Below are 20,592 nucleotides of genomic sequence, written 5' to 3' on the forward strand. Positions count from 1 at the left end.
TGTGTCGACTGCACGATTGTATTACATCACTAAAACATTACTTAGCTACGGGTTGGATGAGTTAATTCCCAAGCATAAAATCCCTTGGTTTGCCAAAGCGGCTCGAGGTAGTTTATTTTGGCTACGTAATAAACATAAAAACAAGCCTGCGGGTTTACGCTTACGTTTAGCGTTGCAAGAATTAGGTCCAGTGTGGATTAAGTTTGGGCAAATGCTTTCCACACGTCGCGATTTATTACCACACGATATAGCTTTAGAGCTCGCTTTTTTACAAGACCAAGTGCAACCTTTTGAAGGTGAACTTGCGCAAAAAATAATTGAAAAAGCGCTCGATATTAATGACATTAGCGAGTTGTTTAGTGAATTTTCGCAAACACCGCTGGCTTCTGCATCAATAGCGCAGGTTCATACTGCTACACTTATTGATGATCAAAATGTTGAACAAGACGTTGTAATTAAAGTTATTCGTCCAAACATTCACGAACAAATTAATGCTGATTTGGCGTTAATGGAAAAGCTCGCCAAGGTACTTGCAAAAGTACATAACGAATCAAAACGTCTGCGCCCTGTTGAAGTAGTAAAAGAGTATAAAAAAACACTGCTTGATGAGCTCGATCTAATGCGTGAAGGCGCTAATGGCATTCAGCTTAAACGTAACTTTGAAGATTCGGACTCGCTTTATATTCCAGCAGTTTATAGTGACTACAGCCGTCATAATATATTAGTAATGGAGCGGATTTACGGTATACCCGTATCTGATACTGATGCATTGCTGGCACAAAACACCAATATGAAACTACTCGCCGAACGCGGTGTTGAAGTCTTTTTTACACAAGTATTTAGAGACAGCTTTTTTCATGCTGACATGCACCCTGGTAATATTTTTGTTTCGCGTGAACACCCAGAAAATCCTAAGTATATTGGTATAGATTGCGGTATTGTAGGTACACTCAACAAAGAAGATAAACGTTATTTAGCTGAAAATTTTATTGCCTTTTTTAATCGTGATTATCGCCAAGTTGCACAGCTACACGTAGATTCTGGTTGGGTTCCGTACGATACAAGTATTGAAGAATTTGAATTTGCTATTCGCACTGTATGCGAGCCTATATTTAATAAGCCTTTAGCTGAAATTTCGTTTGGTCATGTGCTTGTTAATCTTTTTAATACTGCGCGCAGATTTAATATGCAGGTACAACCTCAATTAGTGCTGCTACAAAAAACGCTACTATATGTAGAAGGGTTGGGTAGACAACTTTATCCACAATTAGATTTGTGGCAAACAGCAAAACCATTTTTAGAAGATTGGGTAAAACAACAAGTTGGTCCATTATCGGTATTGAAACAAATGTATGCTAACTTACCATTTTGGGCAGAAAAAATGCCTGAATTACCTGATTTAATTTATCAAAGTTTAAAACGTACGCCGCACTCTCAAATACAAGTACAAAAGGCATCTCATAAACCTTTAGTGTTAAGCTTGTTTGGTAGTGCAACTATGATTATGGCAGCGCTTTGTTATTTACAGCACGATTTTATTGCCGCAAGTATTGCAATAACATGCTCTGTAGTGGGGTTTATAGCTGCGTGGCAAAGCGAATAAACTAAGTGCTATTTACGCTAGTGGGCGTATAATTAGTATTTAAAATATACATTTAATTATTTTATAAATGGGAGAAAACCATGGGTTTTGGTGGTATTAGTATTTGGCAATTATTGATTGTATTGGCAATCATCGTTCTTCTTTTTGGTACTAAAAAATTACGCGGCATTGGCGGTGATTTGGGCGGTGCTGTTAAGGGGTTTAAAAAAGCGATGTCTGATGAAAAAAGTACAGATAAAACAGAGCAAGAGACAACTGAGCAAATTCAAAAATCAGAAAGCGCAGCTCCAAACGAACCAGTTAACACTGAAAAAACCAAAGATAGCAACAAGGCTTAATTTGTATGGGAATGTGGGAACTCGTTGTTGTTCTTATTGTTGGTTTAGTCGTTTTAGGTCCTGAACGTTTGCCTGTGGCTATAAGAACTGTAAGCCGTTGGATAAAAACTGCTAAGTCACTTGCTAACTCAGTAAAGGCAGAGGTCAGTGAAGAACTGCGTGTACACGAACTACACGAGAACCTTAAAAAAGCAGAGCAACAAAATTTAAAAGACTTAAGTCCTGAGCTGCAAAATTCCTTGAGTGAATTACAACAAGCAGCCCAATCGGTTACCCACAGTTATAAAAAACAGCCATCAGATCCAGAAAATAACCAACATATTGATGAAAAAAAGTGAAATTTATTTCTCTTTCAATGGTCAACTTACTAAATGGTATAAATAATAATGGTTGAGGAAGTAAAATCGGGGTTTGTAGCTCATTTAATTGAGTTGCGGGATCGGCTAATAAAAGCACTATTAAGCATTTTTGTTATTTTTATTGCCATTGTGTATTTTGCGAATGACATTTATGCCTTTGTCGCACAGCCGTTAGTCTCGCATTTGCCAAGTACTGCAACCATGATTGCAACTGACGTAACTGCGCCCTTTTTTGCACCATTTAAGCTTACTTTGTTTGTCGCTTTATTTGCATCTATTCCGTGGATATTGCATCAAATATGGGGGTTTATAGCCCCAGGTTTATACCAGCACGAAAAACGTATGCTTATGCCTATTCTCGCCTCAAGTATCATATTATTTTATGGTGGGATTGCATTTTGCTATTTTGTGGTACTACCAATTATTTTAGGGTTTTTTACAAGTACGGGCCCAGAAATGATGACCCTTGCGCCCGACATAAGCAGCTATTTAGGATTTGTATTAAAACTGTTTTTTGCATTTGGTGTCGCATTTGAAATTCCAGTGGCCATTATGCTGCTATGCTGGAGTGGTGCAACAACAACAAAAAGCTTAAAAGAAAAGCGTCCTTATATCGTGGTGGGCGTTTTTGTAGTAGCAATGTTTTTAACACCACCTGATGTACTATCACAAACATTATTAGCATTTCCAATGCTGCTTTTGTTTGAATTAGGTCTAATTTTAGCAAAATTTTATACCGCTAAAGAACAACAAAAATCTGAGGAATAAAATGAAAAAGCAATTATCACTACTCGTTTTACTAAGTGCACCTATTTTTGCAGCTCAAGCAGAAACACCAATTAATGAGCAAGCACTGCAAGCATGTAGCTTTATTGAAAACGATTTTAATCGTTTGCTTTGTTACGACAATACAATTGCAGGCAAGTCACTTGTAAAGCCGTCGGTAACAAAAACACTAACACCACCAGCCGCTAATAATGTACCTGTAATTGCAAATTCGGTCGCTACAGCACCAGTGCAAGCTGAGGTAACAACTGGCGGTTTTGGTTTAGAGCATAAGCAAGAAGTACAAGTAGAAAAAGAAACTGAAATTAAGGCGATGGTTACATCTGTTGAAGAGGCGGCTTACGGCGAATTAATTATTTCGTTAGATAACGATCAACAATGGCGTCAAGTTGGTTCAGATCGTATGCGCTTAAAAGAAGACGATACTATTATAATTAGCCGTGGCGCATTTAATTCTTTTTTATTGAAAAAAGAAGGTAAAAACAGCTCTATTCGCGTTAAACGTACTAAATAATGTCATACACATTAATTGATGCTGGGGTTAACTTAACTAACCATCAGTTTGATGAGCAGCATCAAGATGTTATTACTCGTGCTAATACCGCAGGTGTTAGCCGTATGCTTATTATTGGCTGCGATATAGCTGGTAGTAAGCAATCGCTTGAGCTTGCCATAAAGTATCAGCAATTTTCTACAGCCGGCGTACATCCTCATGATGCTAAATCAGCCACTGATGAGCTCGAAAACCAACTAACTCTCCTTGCAAAAGATAAGCACGTTATAGCAATTGGTGAATGTGGTCTTGATTATAATCGAGACTTTTCACCTCGAGACGTACAAAAAAGTGTATTAAGGCGTCAACTTGCTTTAGCTGAAAAGCTAAACCTACCGGTTTACTTACATGAGCGAGATGCAAGTAGTGATATGCTCATTATACTCAAAGAGTTTAATGTAAAAGGTGTATTACACTGCTTTACGGGCGATGCTGATGCGCTAAAAAACTATTTAGATTTAGGGCTTTATATCGGCATTACCGGTTGGGTGTGCGATGAACGACGTGGTAAAGACTTGCAGCAGCTAATACCTAGTATTCCTATTGAGCGTTTATTAATTGAAACAGATGCGCCTTTTTTAATACCTCGCACAGTCAAGCCAAAGCCAAAGTCGCGTAAAAATGAACCTTCATTGCTGCCTTATATCTGCCAGACAATTGCTCAGCTTTATCAAATAGATGAAGAGCTGGTAGCAAAACAAACTACAAAAAACTTTTATGATATTTTTGGCTTAGAGGCGCGTTAATGTCGTACGTAAAAGCATTATTTAGTTTATTAATGCTACTTTGCGCATTTTTCACTTTTGCTGATCCTGTAATAAATGACCACTTTAAACATGAAAGCATTAACACTGTGCGTTATTCTTTTGAACCAACCTCATTACTAAGTGCAACACAAAGTGATTTTAATAAATGGCATACAATAAAAAATAAACCTCTAAACCTTGGGTTAGAAGAGCGACCTGTATGGTTAATGTTCTCAATAAAAAACACTCTAAAAAATGATGTTACTCCGCTACTTTCACTCGATAACCCATTGTTAAATGAAGTTCAGGTGTTTCACTTACATAATTCGACATTGCTCTTTGAAACTCTAATAGGCGATGCATTTTTACTATCTCAGCGCTCAATAAAGAGTGAGTCGTTATTAGTTAAATTAACGATACCTGCTGACAGCACAACTACCGTCATTCTAAAAGTAACCAATAGCGCTGGTTTACGCATACCGCTAACAATATGGCAGCAAGATGCTTATTTAGCCCATAAAGGTAATGTTAACTTGGTATACGGCTTATTCATCGGTTTTGTATTTTCGTTAGCAGTAAGCTGCCTTGTTTTATATGGGTTCTCACATAAGCGTTACTTTGCATATGCCGGTGTTATAACACTAACATTAGGTTTTTTACTTTTATATCTTTGTGGGTTTGGTATTCGGTATTTACATCCAAATATACCGGGGATTCAGCAGATTATGATTCCCATATTACTAATGCTGGTTACTTTATTATTCCTCCCTTTGCAGCGACAAATTTGCCAACCTACAAATTCTAAGCTGTTTAATGTACAGAGAATAATAACTAACTTATTTGCGATTTCGATATTGTTTATTTGGATGCTGCCAAGCTCAACTATCACTTTGTTTTGCCTAATAACCACCCCTATTATTTTAAGTTTTTACACTGTAACTACATTTTCATGTATTCGTAAAAACGCCTCAAAACCGAACAAAGCACTGGCTCTTTCGCTTGTTTTTTTCTTGGTGGTTATGCTTTACCTTATCGCTGCTGTTATGGGGTTATATGCATTTAATAGAGGTACTCTCGCTTTTGTATTTATATGCTTTTTTAGCTGCACCTTTTGCCTGTGCTACTGCGTAATGAAACTATTTATTTTAGAGCGTGATGAGCAAGTAATTACACAACAAACCTTAATTGCTAAAAATGCAGCCCAAGATACATTATTAAAAGAGCGCTTTGCACTACAAGAAAAAACAAGCCAAGAACTAGAAACACAAGTAAATGAACGTACTTTTGAACTACAAGTAACCTTGCGAGAACTTGAAGAAAAAAACCAAGAACTTGAACAACTCAATACAGAGGATGCCTTAACTGGCATAAAAAACCGCCGCTTTTTTGATAAAAAATTAGTAATGGAATCCCGACGCTCTCGCAGAGAACAAACACCATTGAGTATAATAATGCTTGATATAGACCGCTTTAAAGCCATTAACGATACATATGGACACCCAACTGGTGATCAAGTTATTAAAGCAGTTGCAAGCATTATAAAAAATCGCTTAAAGCGACCTCTTGACGAGGTTGTACGCTATGGCGGTGAAGAGTTTGTAGTGCTATTACCGAATACAGAAAATAAAGGCGCGTACGATATTGCAGAACAAATACGCCAAACGATTGCACAAAGTGGCGTAGTAGTTGATGGAACAGACATTAAATTTACAATAAGTGCTGGCGTTTATACTGACGTTGCCAACGATATTAACAATCCCGAAATTTTTACTGAATGCGCCGATAAAGCGCTTTATTACGCTAAACAGCACGGTCGCAATCAAGTAATTACCTTTCCAACCCCACAGTAGGAGCATATTAATATGGCCCAATCAGGACTAGACCTTTTTCCGTACACCCGCATGCGCAGAATGCGCCGTGATAATTTTTCGCGCCGTCTAATGGCTGAAAACCAGCTAACAGTAAATGATCTTATTTATCCTGTTTTTGTACTTGAAGGTAAGAATCGCCGTGAAGCAATTGAATCAATGCCAGGTATTGAGCGCCTATCAATAGATTTACTATTGGTTGAAGCAAAAGAACTCGTTGAACTTGGCATACCTGCCGTTGCTATTTTTCCGGTAACACCTACAGATAAAAAATCATTATTTGCAGAAGAAGCATATAACGATGATGGCTTGGTACAACGCACCGTTCGCGCTTTAAAAGAGGCTTTTCCTGAGTTGGGTGTAATTACAGATGGTGCGCTTGACCCATTTACTACCCACGGACAAGACGGCATTATTGATGATGCGGGCTATGTGATAAACGATGTAACAACTGAAATCTTAGTTAAACAAGCACTCTCACATGCGCAAGCGGGCGCTGATGTAATCGCTCCTTCAGACATGATGGATGGTCGCATTGCTGCAATTCGTGAAGCTCTTGAAGCAGATGGATTTGTTCACACTCGCATAATGGCTTATTCAGCAAAGTATGCATCTAGCTATTATGGTCCATTTAGGGATGCGATTGGTTCAGCCGGAAATTTAAAAGGTGCTGACAAAAAAACCTACCAAATGGATCCTGCAAATTCTGATGAAGCGATACGCGAAGTTGCATTAGACTTACAAGAAGGTGCTGATATGGTTATGGTTAAGCCTGGCATGCCTTACTTAGATATTGTTCGTCGCGTAAAAGATGAATTTGGTGTACCTACTTTCGCTTACCAAGTAAGTGGTGAGTATGCAATGCACAAAGCTGCAATCGATAACGGTTGGTTAAGTGAGGAAGCGACTATAATGGAGTCTTTACTTGCATTTAAGCGTGCTGGGGCTGATGGCATATTAACCTACTTTGCTAAACAAGCCGCTCGCTACCTAGCTAAATAGTAAATTAATTACAAAAAGGCGGATAAACCGCCTTTTATTTACATCTATTTACATTTTTGTATTATTTTCGTCATGTTTATTCTCTAAACTGGTGTCCCATTTGGGATTTTAAAATACACGGGAATAATAAAAAAATGTTTAAAACAAAAATAACACCACTAGCGCTTGTTATTGCAAGCCTAAGTGCACCAGCCTCCGCTAATTTAATCATATCTGAATACGTTGAAGGTGGTAGTAATAATAAAGCAATAGAGCTTTATAACACATCAACAAGCGACATATCGCTAGATGGCTACACACTTGGTTTATACTCAAATGGCAGCACAACAGTCGGTAATTCAATTGAATTAACGGGTACACTTGCGGCTAACAGTACATATGTAATTGTAAACTCAAGCTCTGTTGATGAACTTAAAGCAAAAGCGGATATTGAAAGTGGCGTTGCTAACTTTAATGGTGATGATGCGTTAGTACTAACTCAAGGCACTACTGTTATAGATAGCTTTGGTCAACGCGGTGTTGATCCTGGTTCATTCTGGTCTGAAGGTGGTGTACAAACACAAAATAAGACCCTTCGTCGTAAAGAAAGTATTCTAGTAGGTCGCACAACACCTGATGCCGCTTTTGATCCAAGTGAAGAATGGGTGCAATTTGATCAAGATGATTTTGATGGACTAGGTGTTTTCGGCAGCAGTGTTGAACCAGTACCAGAGCCTGAACCACTTGAACCATTAGTATGTAATGCAGATAAAACACTCATTAATGCTATTCAAGGCGATGGCAGTACAAGCCCTCTTGTTGGTACTCAAGTAGAGTTAGAAGGTATTGTTACTGCTGATTTTCAAGGTGATGGAGAGCTTGATGGTTTCTTTGTAAGCTCTCTTTCTGATGATGTTGATAGCAATCCACTTACCTCTGAAGGCGTTTTTGTTTTCTTTGCAGATACCGATGTAAGTGTTGGCGATCATGTTCGAGTACAAGGTACTGTTGAAGAGTTTTTTGATGCAACACAAATTGGTAGCGTAAGCCAAGTTGCTATTTGTGACACTGGTTTATCTGTCGCAGCTACAAAGATTACTTTGCCTTTAGCAGACGCAACTGACTTGGAAGCATTTGAGGGTATGCTAGTTACTTTAGAGCAGCCTTTAGTAGTTACCGACAACTTTGGTCTTGGTCGTTTTGGCGAAGTTGAATTAGCAACAGAGCGACTATATCAAGGCACGCAAATAGCATTGCCTGGTGATTCAGCCAATGCTGTTGAAACAGAAAACCTACTTAAAAAGATTTTACTTGATGATGGCTCTACAGTACAAAACTTAGATCCAACGGCATACCCTACCCCAGGCTTGTCTGCAGAAAACACATTACGTACTGGCGATACAGTAAACACTGTTACAGGTGTTCTTACTTATAGCTTTAGCCTTTACCGTATTCACCCAACGGTAGCACCTCAGTTTATTGCAACAAATGCGCGCGAAGATGCTCCTGAACTCAATGCTGATGCAGACTTACGTGTAGCTAGCTTTAACGTACTTAATTACTTTAATGGTGATGGTCAAGGTGAAGGATTTCCTACCGATCGTGGTGCAGACACCGAAGCTGAATTTATTCGCCAAGAAGCAAAAATTGTTAGTGCTATTAGCGCAATGCAAGCAGATGTTGTTGGTTTAATGGAAATAGAAAATGATGGTTTTGGTGAGTTTAGCGCCATTGCTAGCCTAGTAAATGCATTAAACGATGCTGATACAGCCAACCAATATGCATTTGTTGACTTCAATCTTGATCAAATAGGTACTGATGCAATCACTACAGCATTAATTTACCGTGCTAATAAAGTAGAAGAAGTAGGTACTGCAGCTATTACAACTGAAGCGCCATTTGATTTTAGTAACCGTACTCCAATTGCGCAAAGCTTTAAATCTTTAGCAACCGATGAAATTTTTACTGTTGCCGTAGCACATTTAAAATCTAAAGGTGGTTGTGGTAGCGCAAGCGGTGCTAACGAAGATCAAAACGATGGTCAGGCTTGTTGGAATGAAATACGTACGCAAGGTGCTAACGCTTACGCAGATTGGCTTGATAGCAAACCAACAGGTGTTGACGACGAAGATACTATTTTAGTTGGCGACATGAATGCTTACGCAATGGAAGACCCAATACGTGCATTTGCAGATAAAGGATATAAGAATGTAGTTGCAGAGCTTGATGGCAATACACTTGGTTACTCTTATAGCTTTTCTGGTCGCGCAGGAAGCTTAGATCATGCTGTAGCTACAGAGTCGCTGCTCAGCAAAGTGGTTTCAGCGCAAGATTGGCATATTAATGCTGATGAGCCAATATCACTTGATTACAATACTGAGTTTAAAAGCGACGCTCAACAGTCTAGCTTATACTCTGAAAGCGCATATCGTGCATCAGATCATGACCCTGTCATCATTGATATTAAATCTGAAGTTATTTTAACTCCAGAGGAACAAACACCGGTTATTGCTGCAGATCAAACCTTCTCAATTGATGAGGGTAGCTCAGTAGGTACTGTAATAGGTCAGCTCGTATTTAGCGATCCAAATGCTGATATATCGCCAGTGGTTGAATTTATAGTTTCTGGTAGCGAAAAGGTTTCTATTAATGGACAAGGACAGCTTATAATAGCTAGTGATCTTGATTCTGATTCTGAGAGTACTATCACACTGGCTGTTCAAGCAAAAGACAGTGCTGGAAATACATCTGAAACGACAACGGTTGTAATTCAAGTAAACGAAGTGGTTATAGACGATAATGATGATAACGATTCTGGATCATTATTTTGGTTAACACTGCTTTTAGCACCTATTTCAGTGATGCGTAGATTTAAAAAGAAATAATTAATTTTAATTCATTTTTAAAGCCGCTTTTGCGGCTTTTTTTATTTTTATACAAATGTAATTCAGACAAGCTTCATTAAACAACCCGTATTATCTTTAACATGATTTGAAAACCATCTGTTTAATCAAGAAATAACTACATGCAACTGAGTGTAATTTACACAAAAAATGTAACCAACTTAAATTAAAGCATGTTAACTGCTGATATTTAAAAGCTTTTATTTAGGTTCGAATATTGCTGTAAACCAATCAAGTGTTAAATAGATGAATCAATATTAACCCTAACCATAAAAATAAGTCGTGTTTTTATAAAGGAATGAAAATGAAACAATTAACCCATTTAATACCAACATGGCAACAGAGCTCAAAGCCACTTTTGGGTCTACTTATTATGTTTTTTGCTTGGGGCAACAGCAATCAAGCACTTGCTGCCACTGTCGATGTGGCAATCCCACAAAGCAGTCTATTTGATGTAATAAGCGCACGTGCAAAAAAGCTAGCCGCCGAAGAATATGTTGCACCTAAAAACATCGAGCTTGATGCACTTAATAATATTGATTATCAAGATTACCGCTCTATTCGCTTTAGAAAAGACAAGTCAGTATGGAAAGACGAAGGTCTTTACGAACTACAGCTATTTCACCCAGGTTTTTTATATAAAACACCAGTAACTATAAATACAGTTGATAGCGATTCTAAACGTAGCCGTCTCCCATTCAATACTGACTTTTATCAATATGACGGTACAGCTGCTCCTTTAAAAGACGAAATCACTAAAAGCATTGCCAACACACAGCTTGGTCATGCTGGTTTTAGATTACATTACCCATTAAATACCAATGAATATAAAGACGAAGTTATGGTATTTCAGGGTGCTTCTTACTTTCGTGTTGTTGGACCAAACCAAGTTTACGGACTGTCAGCTCGTGGTTTAGCAATTGATACTGCTGAAGCGTCTGGTGAAGAGTTTCCAATGTTTAAAGAGTTTTGGTTAGTTAAGCCAAAACCAGATCAAACTAATATTGTGATGTTTGCACTACTTGATAGCCCTTCTGTTGCAGGGGCGTACAGATTTAATGTAGACCCAACAACAAACACCGCTGTAAAAGTAGATATGCAAATATTTGCGCGTAAAGATGTTAAAAAACTAGGTGTTGCACCATTAACGAGTATGTTTTATCACGGTGAAAACAGCACTAAATTCTTTGATGATTACCGCCCTGAAGTACATGATTCTGATGGTTTATTAACAAGATCACAAGACAACAAATGGGTATGGCGTCCACTTAATAACCCAGCTCAGTTAAGCGTTACGTCTTTTACCTATGATAACCCAAAAGGTTTTGGTTTAGCACAACGTGACCGTGACTTTAATAACTATTTTGATACTGAAGCACATTACCATGACCGTCCTAGCCTTTGGATTGAACCAGAAGGTGAATGGGGTAATGGCCGTGTTGAATTAGTAGAAATACCAACAGACACAGAAACAAACGACAATATAGTAAGTTATTGGGTACCTGAAAAACCTTTTAAAGCAGGTGACTCACTAAAGTTAAGCTATAAAATGACGACCTTTAATGCCCATTTAAACCAACATGACAAAGCACGAGTAGAACGTACTCGAATTGGTAGTGCTGCATTACCAGGTGAGGATAATCCACCACCTAAAAGTCATCGCCAATTCACAGTTGATTTTTCAGGTCCAGAGCTTAACCAGTTATCTGCAGCGCTAAAGTTAAAAGCAGATATTCAGTTAACTACCGGTGAAGTGACTGATGTAACAGTGCAAAAACTTCCAGAAACATTTGGATGGCGTGTAGCTTTTAAAATTGCACCACAAGATGGTAAACCTGTAGACATGCGTTTATCGCTAAAACTACATGACAAAGAAATTAGCGAGGTATGGAGTTATGTCTGGTATCCAAATGACATCAAGTAAGCAAAAGACACCAACGTCTATGCCCTTTAAAACGATTCGCGTATTGTTGTTTGCTATCGCAGCAATTGGTATATCAGGTTATGGTATATCTATTATGTTTGAGATTTTAAGCTCAAACGGAATGACCCTACTTGAATACGCTTTACTCGTATTGTTTTCAATTACCTTTGCGTGGATCGTAACGGCGTTTTGTAGCGGTACAATTGGATTTGTGCTGCAATTACTACGAATTGACCCACTAACGTTAAAGCGTATTAAACCAATTACTTTTGATAGCGAGGCACTTGCCCAGCAAAAAACTGCTGTTGTAATGCCAATCTACAACGAAGACACTCACCGTGTTATTGCTGGTTTTGAAGTAAGTTTACAATCGTTAAAAGAAACAGGTGAACTGGATAACTTTGACTTTTATCTATTAAGCGATACACAAGACCCAGAAATAGCAACAAACGAACTAAATGCTTGGCATGCGTTGTGTGAACGTTTAGGTGATACTGCAAAACAAGTTTTTTATCGTCGCCGTGAAGATAATAAAAATCGTAAAGTAGGTAATCTAACTGAGTTTTGTGAGCGCTGGGGCAGCAACTACGATCATATGATTGTTCTTGATGCAGACAGTGTAATGACTGGTAAGTGTATGTTAGAGCTAACAACAAGTATGCTCAACAATCCACAAGCTGGGCTTATTCAAACAATCCCAATCCCTGTTCGTCAAGATACCTTTTTTGGTCGTTTTTTACAGTTCGCTTCTGTACTTTATAGCCCAATGTTGGCAACTGGTTCTGCATTTTGGCAAACCGATAAAGCAAACTACTGGGGTCACAACGCAATTATCAGAGTTGATGCATTTATCACTTGTTGTGGTTTACCAACACTGGAAGGCAAAGCTCCTTTTGGCGGTGAAATTTTAAGCCATGACTTTGTTGAAGCATCTTTATTACACAGCGCTGGCTGGGACGTGCTACTAATTTCAGATATTGAAGGTAGCTACGAAGAAGTACCAAGTAATATTTTAGATTATGCTGTACGCGATAGACGCTGGGTACAAGGTAATATCCAACACCTTGGTTTATTATCTTCGTCAAAATTAAAATTTATGAGTAAGTTTCACTTTTTACTTGGTGCAACTGCCTACATTTCATCGCTAATCTGGTTATCTATGCTAGCGCTAAGCACTATTGATGCTGTAACACGTGCCTTAAATAGTGATGTGTATTTTAACCGGGTATATCAATTATTTCCGACATGGCAAATAGCTAAAACAGATTTAATAGATTCATTACTGTATCTGACTATTATTATTTTATTACTACCTAAATTAATGGGCGTAATAGTAACCCTAGTACACAGAAATAAACGTTTTGGTGGTTCTATCAGGCTAATATTAGGCTCATTGATTGAGACTGTGTTTGCTATTATTGTTGCACCACTTATGATGGTATTTCATGCCTACTTTGTTATTTGTGTATTTTTAGGTAAAAAAGTTAAATGGGATGCACAACCACGTGAAGGTCGTATGGTTCCATGGAAAGAAGCATTTGGTTACACGTTATTTTCAACCATTGTTGCAATTGCATGGGGTAGCACTGCTTATTACTTCACTCCAGTATTTTTCTGGTGGTTATCACCTATTTTATTAGGCTTAATATTAGCAGCACCTATTGTGCGTTATTCAAGCAGTATTAAATTAGGCGTATACCTTAGAAAAATGGGAATATTTATTTGCCCTAGTGAAGTTGATAATGACTCAACGCTAGAGGCGCTTAAAGTTCACCTTAAAGAGATTTCGGTACCAGCAGAAGGCTCTTACCCATTTTCTATACCTGCACTGCCTGAAGACCGCTTGGTGACTATGCCAATACATAGCTTTAAGGCACCACGCAAACCAAAGATGAAAGCGCTAAAAACAAAGGCAATAAAAAAGTTTAACTAGCGCCACACTCTCAAATAAAAAAGGAGCAATTTATTGCTCCTTTTTTATTGTCTTTTTAATAGCCCTATTAAATTTAAATACTGCTCACTTTAAAAATTTAAGCACCACTAACTACAAGTGCTATTAATTACCAGCTTAATGCTTATGGCATTAAACTAATGGGCTGTTATTACGACGAAAGCATATCTCGATGATGAAGTTAAAATTACGATATATGGCTTCTCTATATGAGTGGTTTTGATGCCATCAGCCATCTAATCTGGCAGAACAATCTATTCCCTATAAGATTGGTATATTACAATTAGTGTAATTAAAACTATTTTACATGCGCTTATTTTATAAGGTATCTCATTAAATAAATTTATAATGCTAACAATAGTACTCTGATAATCTTCTAGCAATCTTTTCTCAAGGTTGAACTTAAGCATTATAATGAGCGACTTTAGCACTCCTTAACTAATACTAAATCTAACCTACTAATAATAAAAAATAGCTACCTAAAAAAGCACCAAACTCTCAAAGACAATCATGATTTTAAACGGGCTTAAATAGTCTTAGTGGTAGTGGTAGCAATAGCATGATTATTTTAGTTAATCTAAACCCTGCTTATGAGATTTACTAACATATTGAACCGTAATTATATTTAGATTTTTTCTCTAGCCAGAGCTCTAAGTTACTTAGTATTAGTATTAAAAGTGGCTGCTTGAAATGGAGGCAGGTTTATTATCAAAAGTTCAGGTTAGTTAATTATAGGCAATAAAAAACCCGCAACATGTGCGGGTTTTCTTAAAGAGTTAAAGAGCTAATTACTTAGCAGCTTTCTTCTCTTTTTCTGCAGCGATTACTGTATCAGCAACGTTTTGCGGACATGCAGCGTAGTGTGAGAACTCCATAGAGAACTGACCACGACCAGATGTCATTGTACGTAGTGTACCGATGTAACCGAACATTTCTGATAACGGTACGTCAGCTTTAATACGACTGCCTGTTAAACCAGCTTCTTGGTCTTTCATCATACCACGACGACGGTTAAGGTCACCGATTACGTCACCAACGTGATCTTCTGGAGTGAACACGTCAACATTCATGATTGGCTCAAGAAGTTGTGCGCCCGCTTTAGGGATCGATTGACGGAAAGCGCCTTTAGCAGCGATTTCGAACGCGATTGCAGATGAATCCACGGCATGGAAACCACCGTCGAAAAGTTCAACTTCAACGTCAAGTACAGGGAAACCAGCTAGAACACCAGTACCCATCATTGATTTAAAGCCTTTTTCTACTGCAGGCCAGAATTCTTTAGGTACGTTACCACCAACAACTGATGATTTAAACGTGAAGCCTGAAGCAACTTCGCCTGGCTTGATACGGTAGTCGATTTTACCGAACTGACCAGAACCACCAGATTGTTTCTTATGCGTGTAGCTATCTTCAATTTCTTTAGTGATAGTTTCACGGTAAGCAACTTGTGGTTGACCAACAATAAGGTCTACGCCGTAAGTACGCTTAAGAATATCTACTTTGATATCTAAGTGAAGCTCACCCATACCTTTAAGGATAGTCTCGCCTGAATCTTCATCAGTCTCAACTTGGAAAGATGGATCTTCTGCAACCATTTTACCGATAGCAACACCCATTTTCTCATTACCGCCTTTATCTTTAGGCTGTACAGCAATCGAGATTACTGGAGTTGGGAATACCATTGGCTCAAGTGTTACTGGGTGCTTAGGATCACATAGAGTGTGACCTGTTTGCACGTTTTTCATGCCTACGATAGCAATGATGTCACCAGCTTGTGCGCTAGTTAATTCGTTACGGTCATCTGCTTGCATCTCAACCATACGGCCAACACGCTCAGTTTTACCAGTAAACGAGTTAAGGATAGTGTCACCCTTGTTTAGTTTACCTGAGTAAATACGTACGAATGTTAATGCACCAAAACGGTCATCCATTATTTTGAATGCTAACGCTTTGAAAGGTTCGTCAGTAGATACTACTGCGAACTCGCCATTTTCGTTACCTTCTTCATCCATAAGAGGTTGAGGATCAACTTCTGTAGGAGCTGGTAAGTAATCAACAACAGCGTCAAGAATAAGCTGCATACCTTTGTTCTTAAACGCAGAACCACAGTATGTTGGGAAGAAAGCAAGGTCACGAGTACCTTTACGGATACAACGTTTGATGTCTTCTAAAGAAGGTGCTTCACCTTCCATGTAAGCTTCAAGTAGTGCATCGTCTTGCTCAAGGGCAGTTTCAACAAGCATTTCATAATACTCGTCAGTTTTATCTACCATGTCTGCAGGAACGTCTGTGATTTCGTAGTTTTCAGGAAGACCAGTGTCATCCCAAACGTATGCTTTTTTAGTTAAAACATCTACAACACCAACAAACTCATCTTCAATACCAATTGGTAAAGTCATGATTAGTGGAGTTGCGCCAAGTACTTTACGTACTTGCTCAGTTACACGGTAAAAATCAGCACCCATACGGTCTAATTTATTTACGAAGATAATACGTGCAACTTCTGAATCATTAGCATAACGCCAGTTAGTTTCTGATTGTGGTTCAACACCACCAGAACCACAGAACACACCGATGCCGCCATCTAGTACTTTAAGTGAACGGTAAACTTCAACTGTGAAGTCAACGTGTCCAGGAGTATCGATAACGTTAAAGCGGTGATCTTTCCAGAAACAGCTTACAGCCGCAGACTGAATAGTAATACCGCGCTCAGCTTCTTGTTCCATGAAGTCAGTAGTAGATTCACCATCATGAACCTCACCAGTTTTATGGATTTGACCAGTAAGCTTTAGGATACGCTCAGTAGTCGTGGTCTTACCCGCATCAACGTGCGCGAAAATACCAATGTTTCTGTACTTCGATAAATCTGCCATTAATTTTGCTCTTAATAAAGTCGATAAATTATTCCGCAGGAGTATAACATCACTTAAAGCGAACATCACCATACAAGCCGCTTAAAATGCAATCAATTCAACATATTTTTTTGATCGTCACCATCTATTAAATATCAAACATGACAAAAAAAACGCAATGCATTGAAATAAATAGCATTTAAGGTTTGAGTATTAGGTACACAAAGTTACTTCATTATTTTATAACAACGCTCAGGGCGACCGATACTGTTGCAACTTTGATCCGCTGTTAACTTATCTACTCAAGTAAATACTCCAAGTAACAGCGTGCTGTAGAGCGACTAACATCAATCAAATTGCCCATTTGCTGAGCAGTAAATGCTGTAGTAACGTGCTTTATAAAAGCATAGTGTATTTTGCAAAGTAAAATGCATGCCTAATAAAAAGACAAACAGCAAAGCTGGTTTTCTAAAAATTACATATAACAGTGGTTAAAATATCTTTGAAAAGTCATTTTTAGAGATAATTAATTACCTTTATGCTTTTGTTGTATTTATAACCCGTGCATATAAAGGGCTGGTTAACTTGAGTTGAAACTTATGCTTTACCGTACTTGCATGTATAAATATGCGTATAGATGCTATTAACATTATATTGTTGAAAATGCCGAAATTTGATACATTTCACTTTCAGTATATATGCATAAAACAACAACAATAAGAACCTAAAATGATATGGAACTCCTCCCCACTTGTCTCTTACCTACTAACCTTTTGCTTATTCATTTCATGCAGTAGTGCTGTTGCTCAGCAATATGAATTAGATCCACCCGCTGATTGGGTTAATACTCATAAAATAAAACAGCCTGAACAAACAGATAAAACAAAAGTACGTGATGGCACTTTGTATTTACTGCTAGACAACCAATCCTATATACCGAGCAAACAAAAACAGCAACGCTATACACGGTTGGTTATGCAGGCATTGAATCAAAGCGGTGTTGATTATATAAGCCAGCTTAATCTTGATTTTGATCCAAGTTACGAGTCGCTAACACTAAATAGCTTAACGATTATCAGAAATAATGAGCGTATTGATAAGCTTGGTAGTGCGAGAATGACGGTTATACAAGGTGAATCTGAGTTAGCTGATCGTATTTATAATGGTAGCTTATCACTCAATATTATTATTGATGATATGCGCAGTGGCGACATACTCGATTACAGCTACACAGTGACAGGTAGCAACCCTATATATGCTAATAAATTTAGTACAAGGCGCACGCTTAACTGGTCGGTACCCGTAGTGCAACAAAATATGCGTGTACTTTGGGGTAAACAAACGCCTTTACATATTAATACAATAAACGGCACAGCAGATATTCAAGAAACGCTTAACAAATATGGCAAAGATTATTCTATAACTCTTTTTGAAGAACCCTTACTCGAGCAGAATTCTCAAACCCCAACGTGGTACGACCCGTATACACAAGTTTACTTTTCTGAGTTTGACGATTGGGGTCAGGTAGTTAACTGGGCATATCCGCTTTATCAATCAGCCATAGAAACCCCAAACAGCATTTTGGATGTAGCTGAAGAAATAAAAGCAAAACACACAAAAACATCAGACAAAATTGCAGCAGCACTGCGCTTTAGCCAAGATGAAGTTCGATATTTAGGGCTTGAAATGGGCACTAACTCGCATCAACCAACGTCAGCTTCAGAAACGCTTTCGCTACGATACGGCGATTGTAAAGATAAAACAGTACTGCTTATTTCGTTATTAAAAGCGATGGATATAGAAGCCTTTCCTGCGCTAGTTGATACAGAGGAAACCAAACGTTTAAAAGAACTTCCACCTTCTGCAAGTGTATTTAATCACGTAATTGTTACGCTTAAACAAAACGGAAAACGCTACTGGCTCGATCCTACGGTTAGCTACCAACGAGGTACTCTTGAATATTTAGCACAGCCTGATTATGGCTATGCCCTAATTATTGATAAAGGTGAAAGCGCTTTAACTTCAATGGCGCAAAAACCTGTACATACAAATGTATCTGTAGAGGATAACTTTTTCATTGCTGAAAAAGTATCTGAGCCATCACGTTTTGAAACCCAGTACACTTATGCTGAATTTGAAGCAATTAACCGAAGAAGCAATATAGCCAGCAGTGGTCTAAATAGCGTTGCTAAATCTTACTTCGAGTATTACCAAAGTTTTTTAAATGGCTTATCAATCAATGAAGCAATGGCAATTAGTGAGCAAGAACAAACGGGTAAACTAATAACCAAAGAATCGTATTTAATTAGTGAATTTTGGGAAAAAACAGACGAAGGCTACGAAGCTAGTTTTTATGCGAGTGAAATACAAAATAGCGTTTACGAACCAAAGCAGGTAAATCGCACCGACCCACTCTACTTTGGCTACCCCAATATAATTAACACCACAATAAAACTACATTTTGCAGAAAAAGGTTGGGGATTTGATAGCGATCAACAAGAAATTGATAACAACTACTTCAATCTAAAAACAACTACTGAATTTAATGATAACGTTTTAACACTGAGTTATGACTATTACGCAAAACAAGATCATATTAAAGCCGCTCAAATAGATGATTATTTAGCACAGCGTAAAAAGTTAATATCAGCAACCCACTACCCTATTCTAAAATACGCGGAAACGACCGAAACACCTCAAACAACAGCTGATGTGCTAGATAGCTTTGGTTATAGCTGGCTTAAATATGTGTTGGCTGGCTATATTTTAGTACTCATATTCTTTTTCGCCGATTGGCGATTAGAGTCAGCAAAAAAAGTTAAATTTGAAGATAGTCCATTTTATGCAGTGTCTATAAGTAAGTTTATTATTTACAGTATTTTAAGTTTAGGCATATTTGTTAACTACTGGAGTTATCGTAACTTTAAAACCATTAAAGAGCGCGATAACTCAAGTATTATGCCTATTGCTCGAGGTATATTTGCGTTTTTATGGTATTACCCTTTGTATCTCGCACTTGCAAAGCACAGCCAACAACAGTTAAACAAAAATAGAGTAATGCCTAACTGGACTGCCTTAACACTCTGGCTAATGGTAGTCGCCAGCGCCTTTGCTTATCGTATGGACGAATACGCAACCATAGTGATTTGTATAATGCCATTTTTCTGGTTGCCTCTAGTTAGTTACATTGAACAAACCGATACAAGTAAAGAAGCCCTACATTACAACTCGCACTGGCGAATTAGGCAGTATTTAATCTCGCTTGCGTTTGCACCTCTATTATTTTTAGGCGTACTTCAAGAAGTAAATATTTTACCCAATGCTGCAATTATAAAAGGCGATAGTTTATGGCCTTACCAAGTACACTTTTTAAAACGTAATCGCCTAACACCTGAAAACGAAGAAATACTCTATTTTTATAGCGATGCAATGTTTGATTACCGAGAAGACGGTAACGGAATAACCGAGAACTATATTTTTAGTTACTACAAAAACGATGACGGTAAGCTTGAATCAGATTTAAGTCACTTTAAAGATATAGAAAAAATAGAAACCACATACGGTAAAACCAAACTTGATAATACAAGTATTAAAGTAATAAAAACTGACGGTAGTGACTTTTTGCTTATTGTAGGGAGCCTAAACAAACAAGATAAAGTACTCGTAAAGCAAATTAATCTAAGAATAATGGCTAATAAAACGCCATAACTTGACTAGGTTTAATTTAA

13 protein-coding genes and 1 pseudogene are annotated in these 20,592 nt (G+C 37.9%); 12 read left to right on the forward strand and 2 right to left on the reverse strand.

Annotated features, from left to right (window positions below; genetic code table 11):
• Window position 1 precedes the first annotated feature (1 nt).
• The 11 genes from ubiB (at window position 2) to mdoH (ending at window position 13,994) form a co-directional block, all read left to right on the forward strand.
• On the forward strand, window positions 2-1,603 hold the full coding sequence (gene ubiB / locus GQR56_RS07575) for a ubiquinone biosynthesis regulatory protein kinase UbiB (protein ID WP_024610795.1): 1,602 nt from the start codon (window positions 2-4) through the stop codon (window positions 1,601-1,603).
• An 80-nt stretch (window positions 1,604-1,683) separates the two neighbouring features.
• A complete protein-coding gene (gene tatA, locus GQR56_RS07580) occupies window positions 1,684-1,941 on the forward strand; it encodes a Sec-independent protein translocase subunit TatA (protein ID WP_024610796.1) in 258 nt (85 codons plus the stop codon).
• 5 nt (window positions 1,942-1,946) lie between these two features.
• On the forward strand, window positions 1,947-2,279 hold the full coding sequence (tatB, locus tag GQR56_RS07585; protein ID WP_024610797.1) for a Sec-independent protein translocase protein TatB: 333 nt from the start codon (window positions 1,947-1,949) through the stop codon (window positions 2,277-2,279).
• Between the two features lie 48 nt (window positions 2,280-2,327).
• Window positions 2,328-3,068, forward strand: a complete 741-nt coding sequence (tatC, locus tag GQR56_RS07590) for a twin-arginine translocase subunit TatC (protein WP_024610798.1) — start codon at window positions 2,328-2,330, stop codon at window positions 3,066-3,068.
• Between the two features lies 1 nt (window position 3,069).
• Window positions 3,070-3,600, forward strand: coding sequence for a hypothetical protein (locus GQR56_RS07595; RefSeq protein ID WP_166110013.1), 531 nt, complete (start codon window positions 3,070-3,072; stop codon window positions 3,598-3,600).
• Entirely contained in the window at window positions 3,600-4,385 is a 786-nt protein-coding gene (locus tag GQR56_RS07600) for a TatD family hydrolase (RefSeq protein WP_024610799.1), read from the forward strand. The genes GQR56_RS07595 and GQR56_RS07600 overlap by 1 nt, the downstream gene beginning before the upstream one ends.
• A complete protein-coding gene (locus GQR56_RS07605; RefSeq protein WP_166110016.1) occupies window positions 4,385-6,235 on the forward strand; it encodes a diguanylate cyclase in 1,851 nt (616 codons plus the stop codon). The genes GQR56_RS07600 and GQR56_RS07605 overlap by 1 nt, the downstream gene beginning before the upstream one ends.
• A gap of 12 nt (window positions 6,236-6,247) precedes the next feature.
• A complete protein-coding gene (hemB, locus tag GQR56_RS07610) occupies window positions 6,248-7,255 on the forward strand; it encodes a porphobilinogen synthase (RefSeq protein WP_166110019.1) in 1,008 nt (335 codons plus the stop codon).
• Window positions 7,256-7,389: 134 nt separating this feature from the next.
• On the forward strand, window positions 7,390-10,119 hold the full coding sequence (locus GQR56_RS07615; protein ID WP_166110022.1) for an ExeM/NucH family extracellular endonuclease: 2,730 nt from the start codon (window positions 7,390-7,392) through the stop codon (window positions 10,117-10,119).
• A 322-nt stretch (window positions 10,120-10,441) separates the two neighbouring features.
• Window positions 10,442-12,061, forward strand: a complete 1,620-nt coding sequence (locus tag GQR56_RS07620; RefSeq protein WP_024610802.1) for a glucan biosynthesis protein G — start codon at window positions 10,442-10,444, stop codon at window positions 12,059-12,061.
• A complete protein-coding gene (gene mdoH, locus GQR56_RS07625; protein ID WP_024610803.1) occupies window positions 12,033-13,994 on the forward strand; it encodes a glucans biosynthesis glucosyltransferase MdoH in 1,962 nt (653 codons plus the stop codon). Before GQR56_RS07620 ends, mdoH begins: the two co-directional genes overlap by 29 nt.
• A gap of 806 nt (window positions 13,995-14,800) precedes the next feature.
• Here mdoH and fusA read toward each other — a convergent pair.
• Together fusA and GQR56_RS21475 are read right to left on the reverse strand one after the other, a co-directional pair.
• Window positions 14,801-16,885 (reverse strand): elongation factor G, encoded by a 2,085-nt coding sequence (gene fusA, locus GQR56_RS07630; protein ID WP_024610804.1) that lies wholly within the window; start codon window positions 16,883-16,885, stop codon window positions 14,801-14,803.
• A gap of 206 nt (window positions 16,886-17,091) precedes the next feature.
• Window positions 17,092-17,240: pseudogene (locus tag GQR56_RS21475) on the reverse strand (two-component system response regulator); the annotation flags it as partial.
• Between the two features lie 353 nt (window positions 17,241-17,593).
• Here GQR56_RS21475 and GQR56_RS07635 point away from each other — a divergent pair.
• Window positions 17,594-20,572, forward strand: a complete 2,979-nt coding sequence (locus GQR56_RS07635; RefSeq protein WP_166110025.1) for a DUF3857 domain-containing transglutaminase family protein — start codon at window positions 17,594-17,596, stop codon at window positions 20,570-20,572.
• The last annotated feature ends 20 nt before the right edge of the window (window positions 20,573-20,592 follow it).

The organism is Pseudoalteromonas sp. Z9A5, assembly GCF_011378875.1.
In the GTDB taxonomy this organism is placed as follows: Bacteria; Pseudomonadota; Gammaproteobacteria; order Enterobacterales; family Alteromonadaceae; genus Pseudoalteromonas.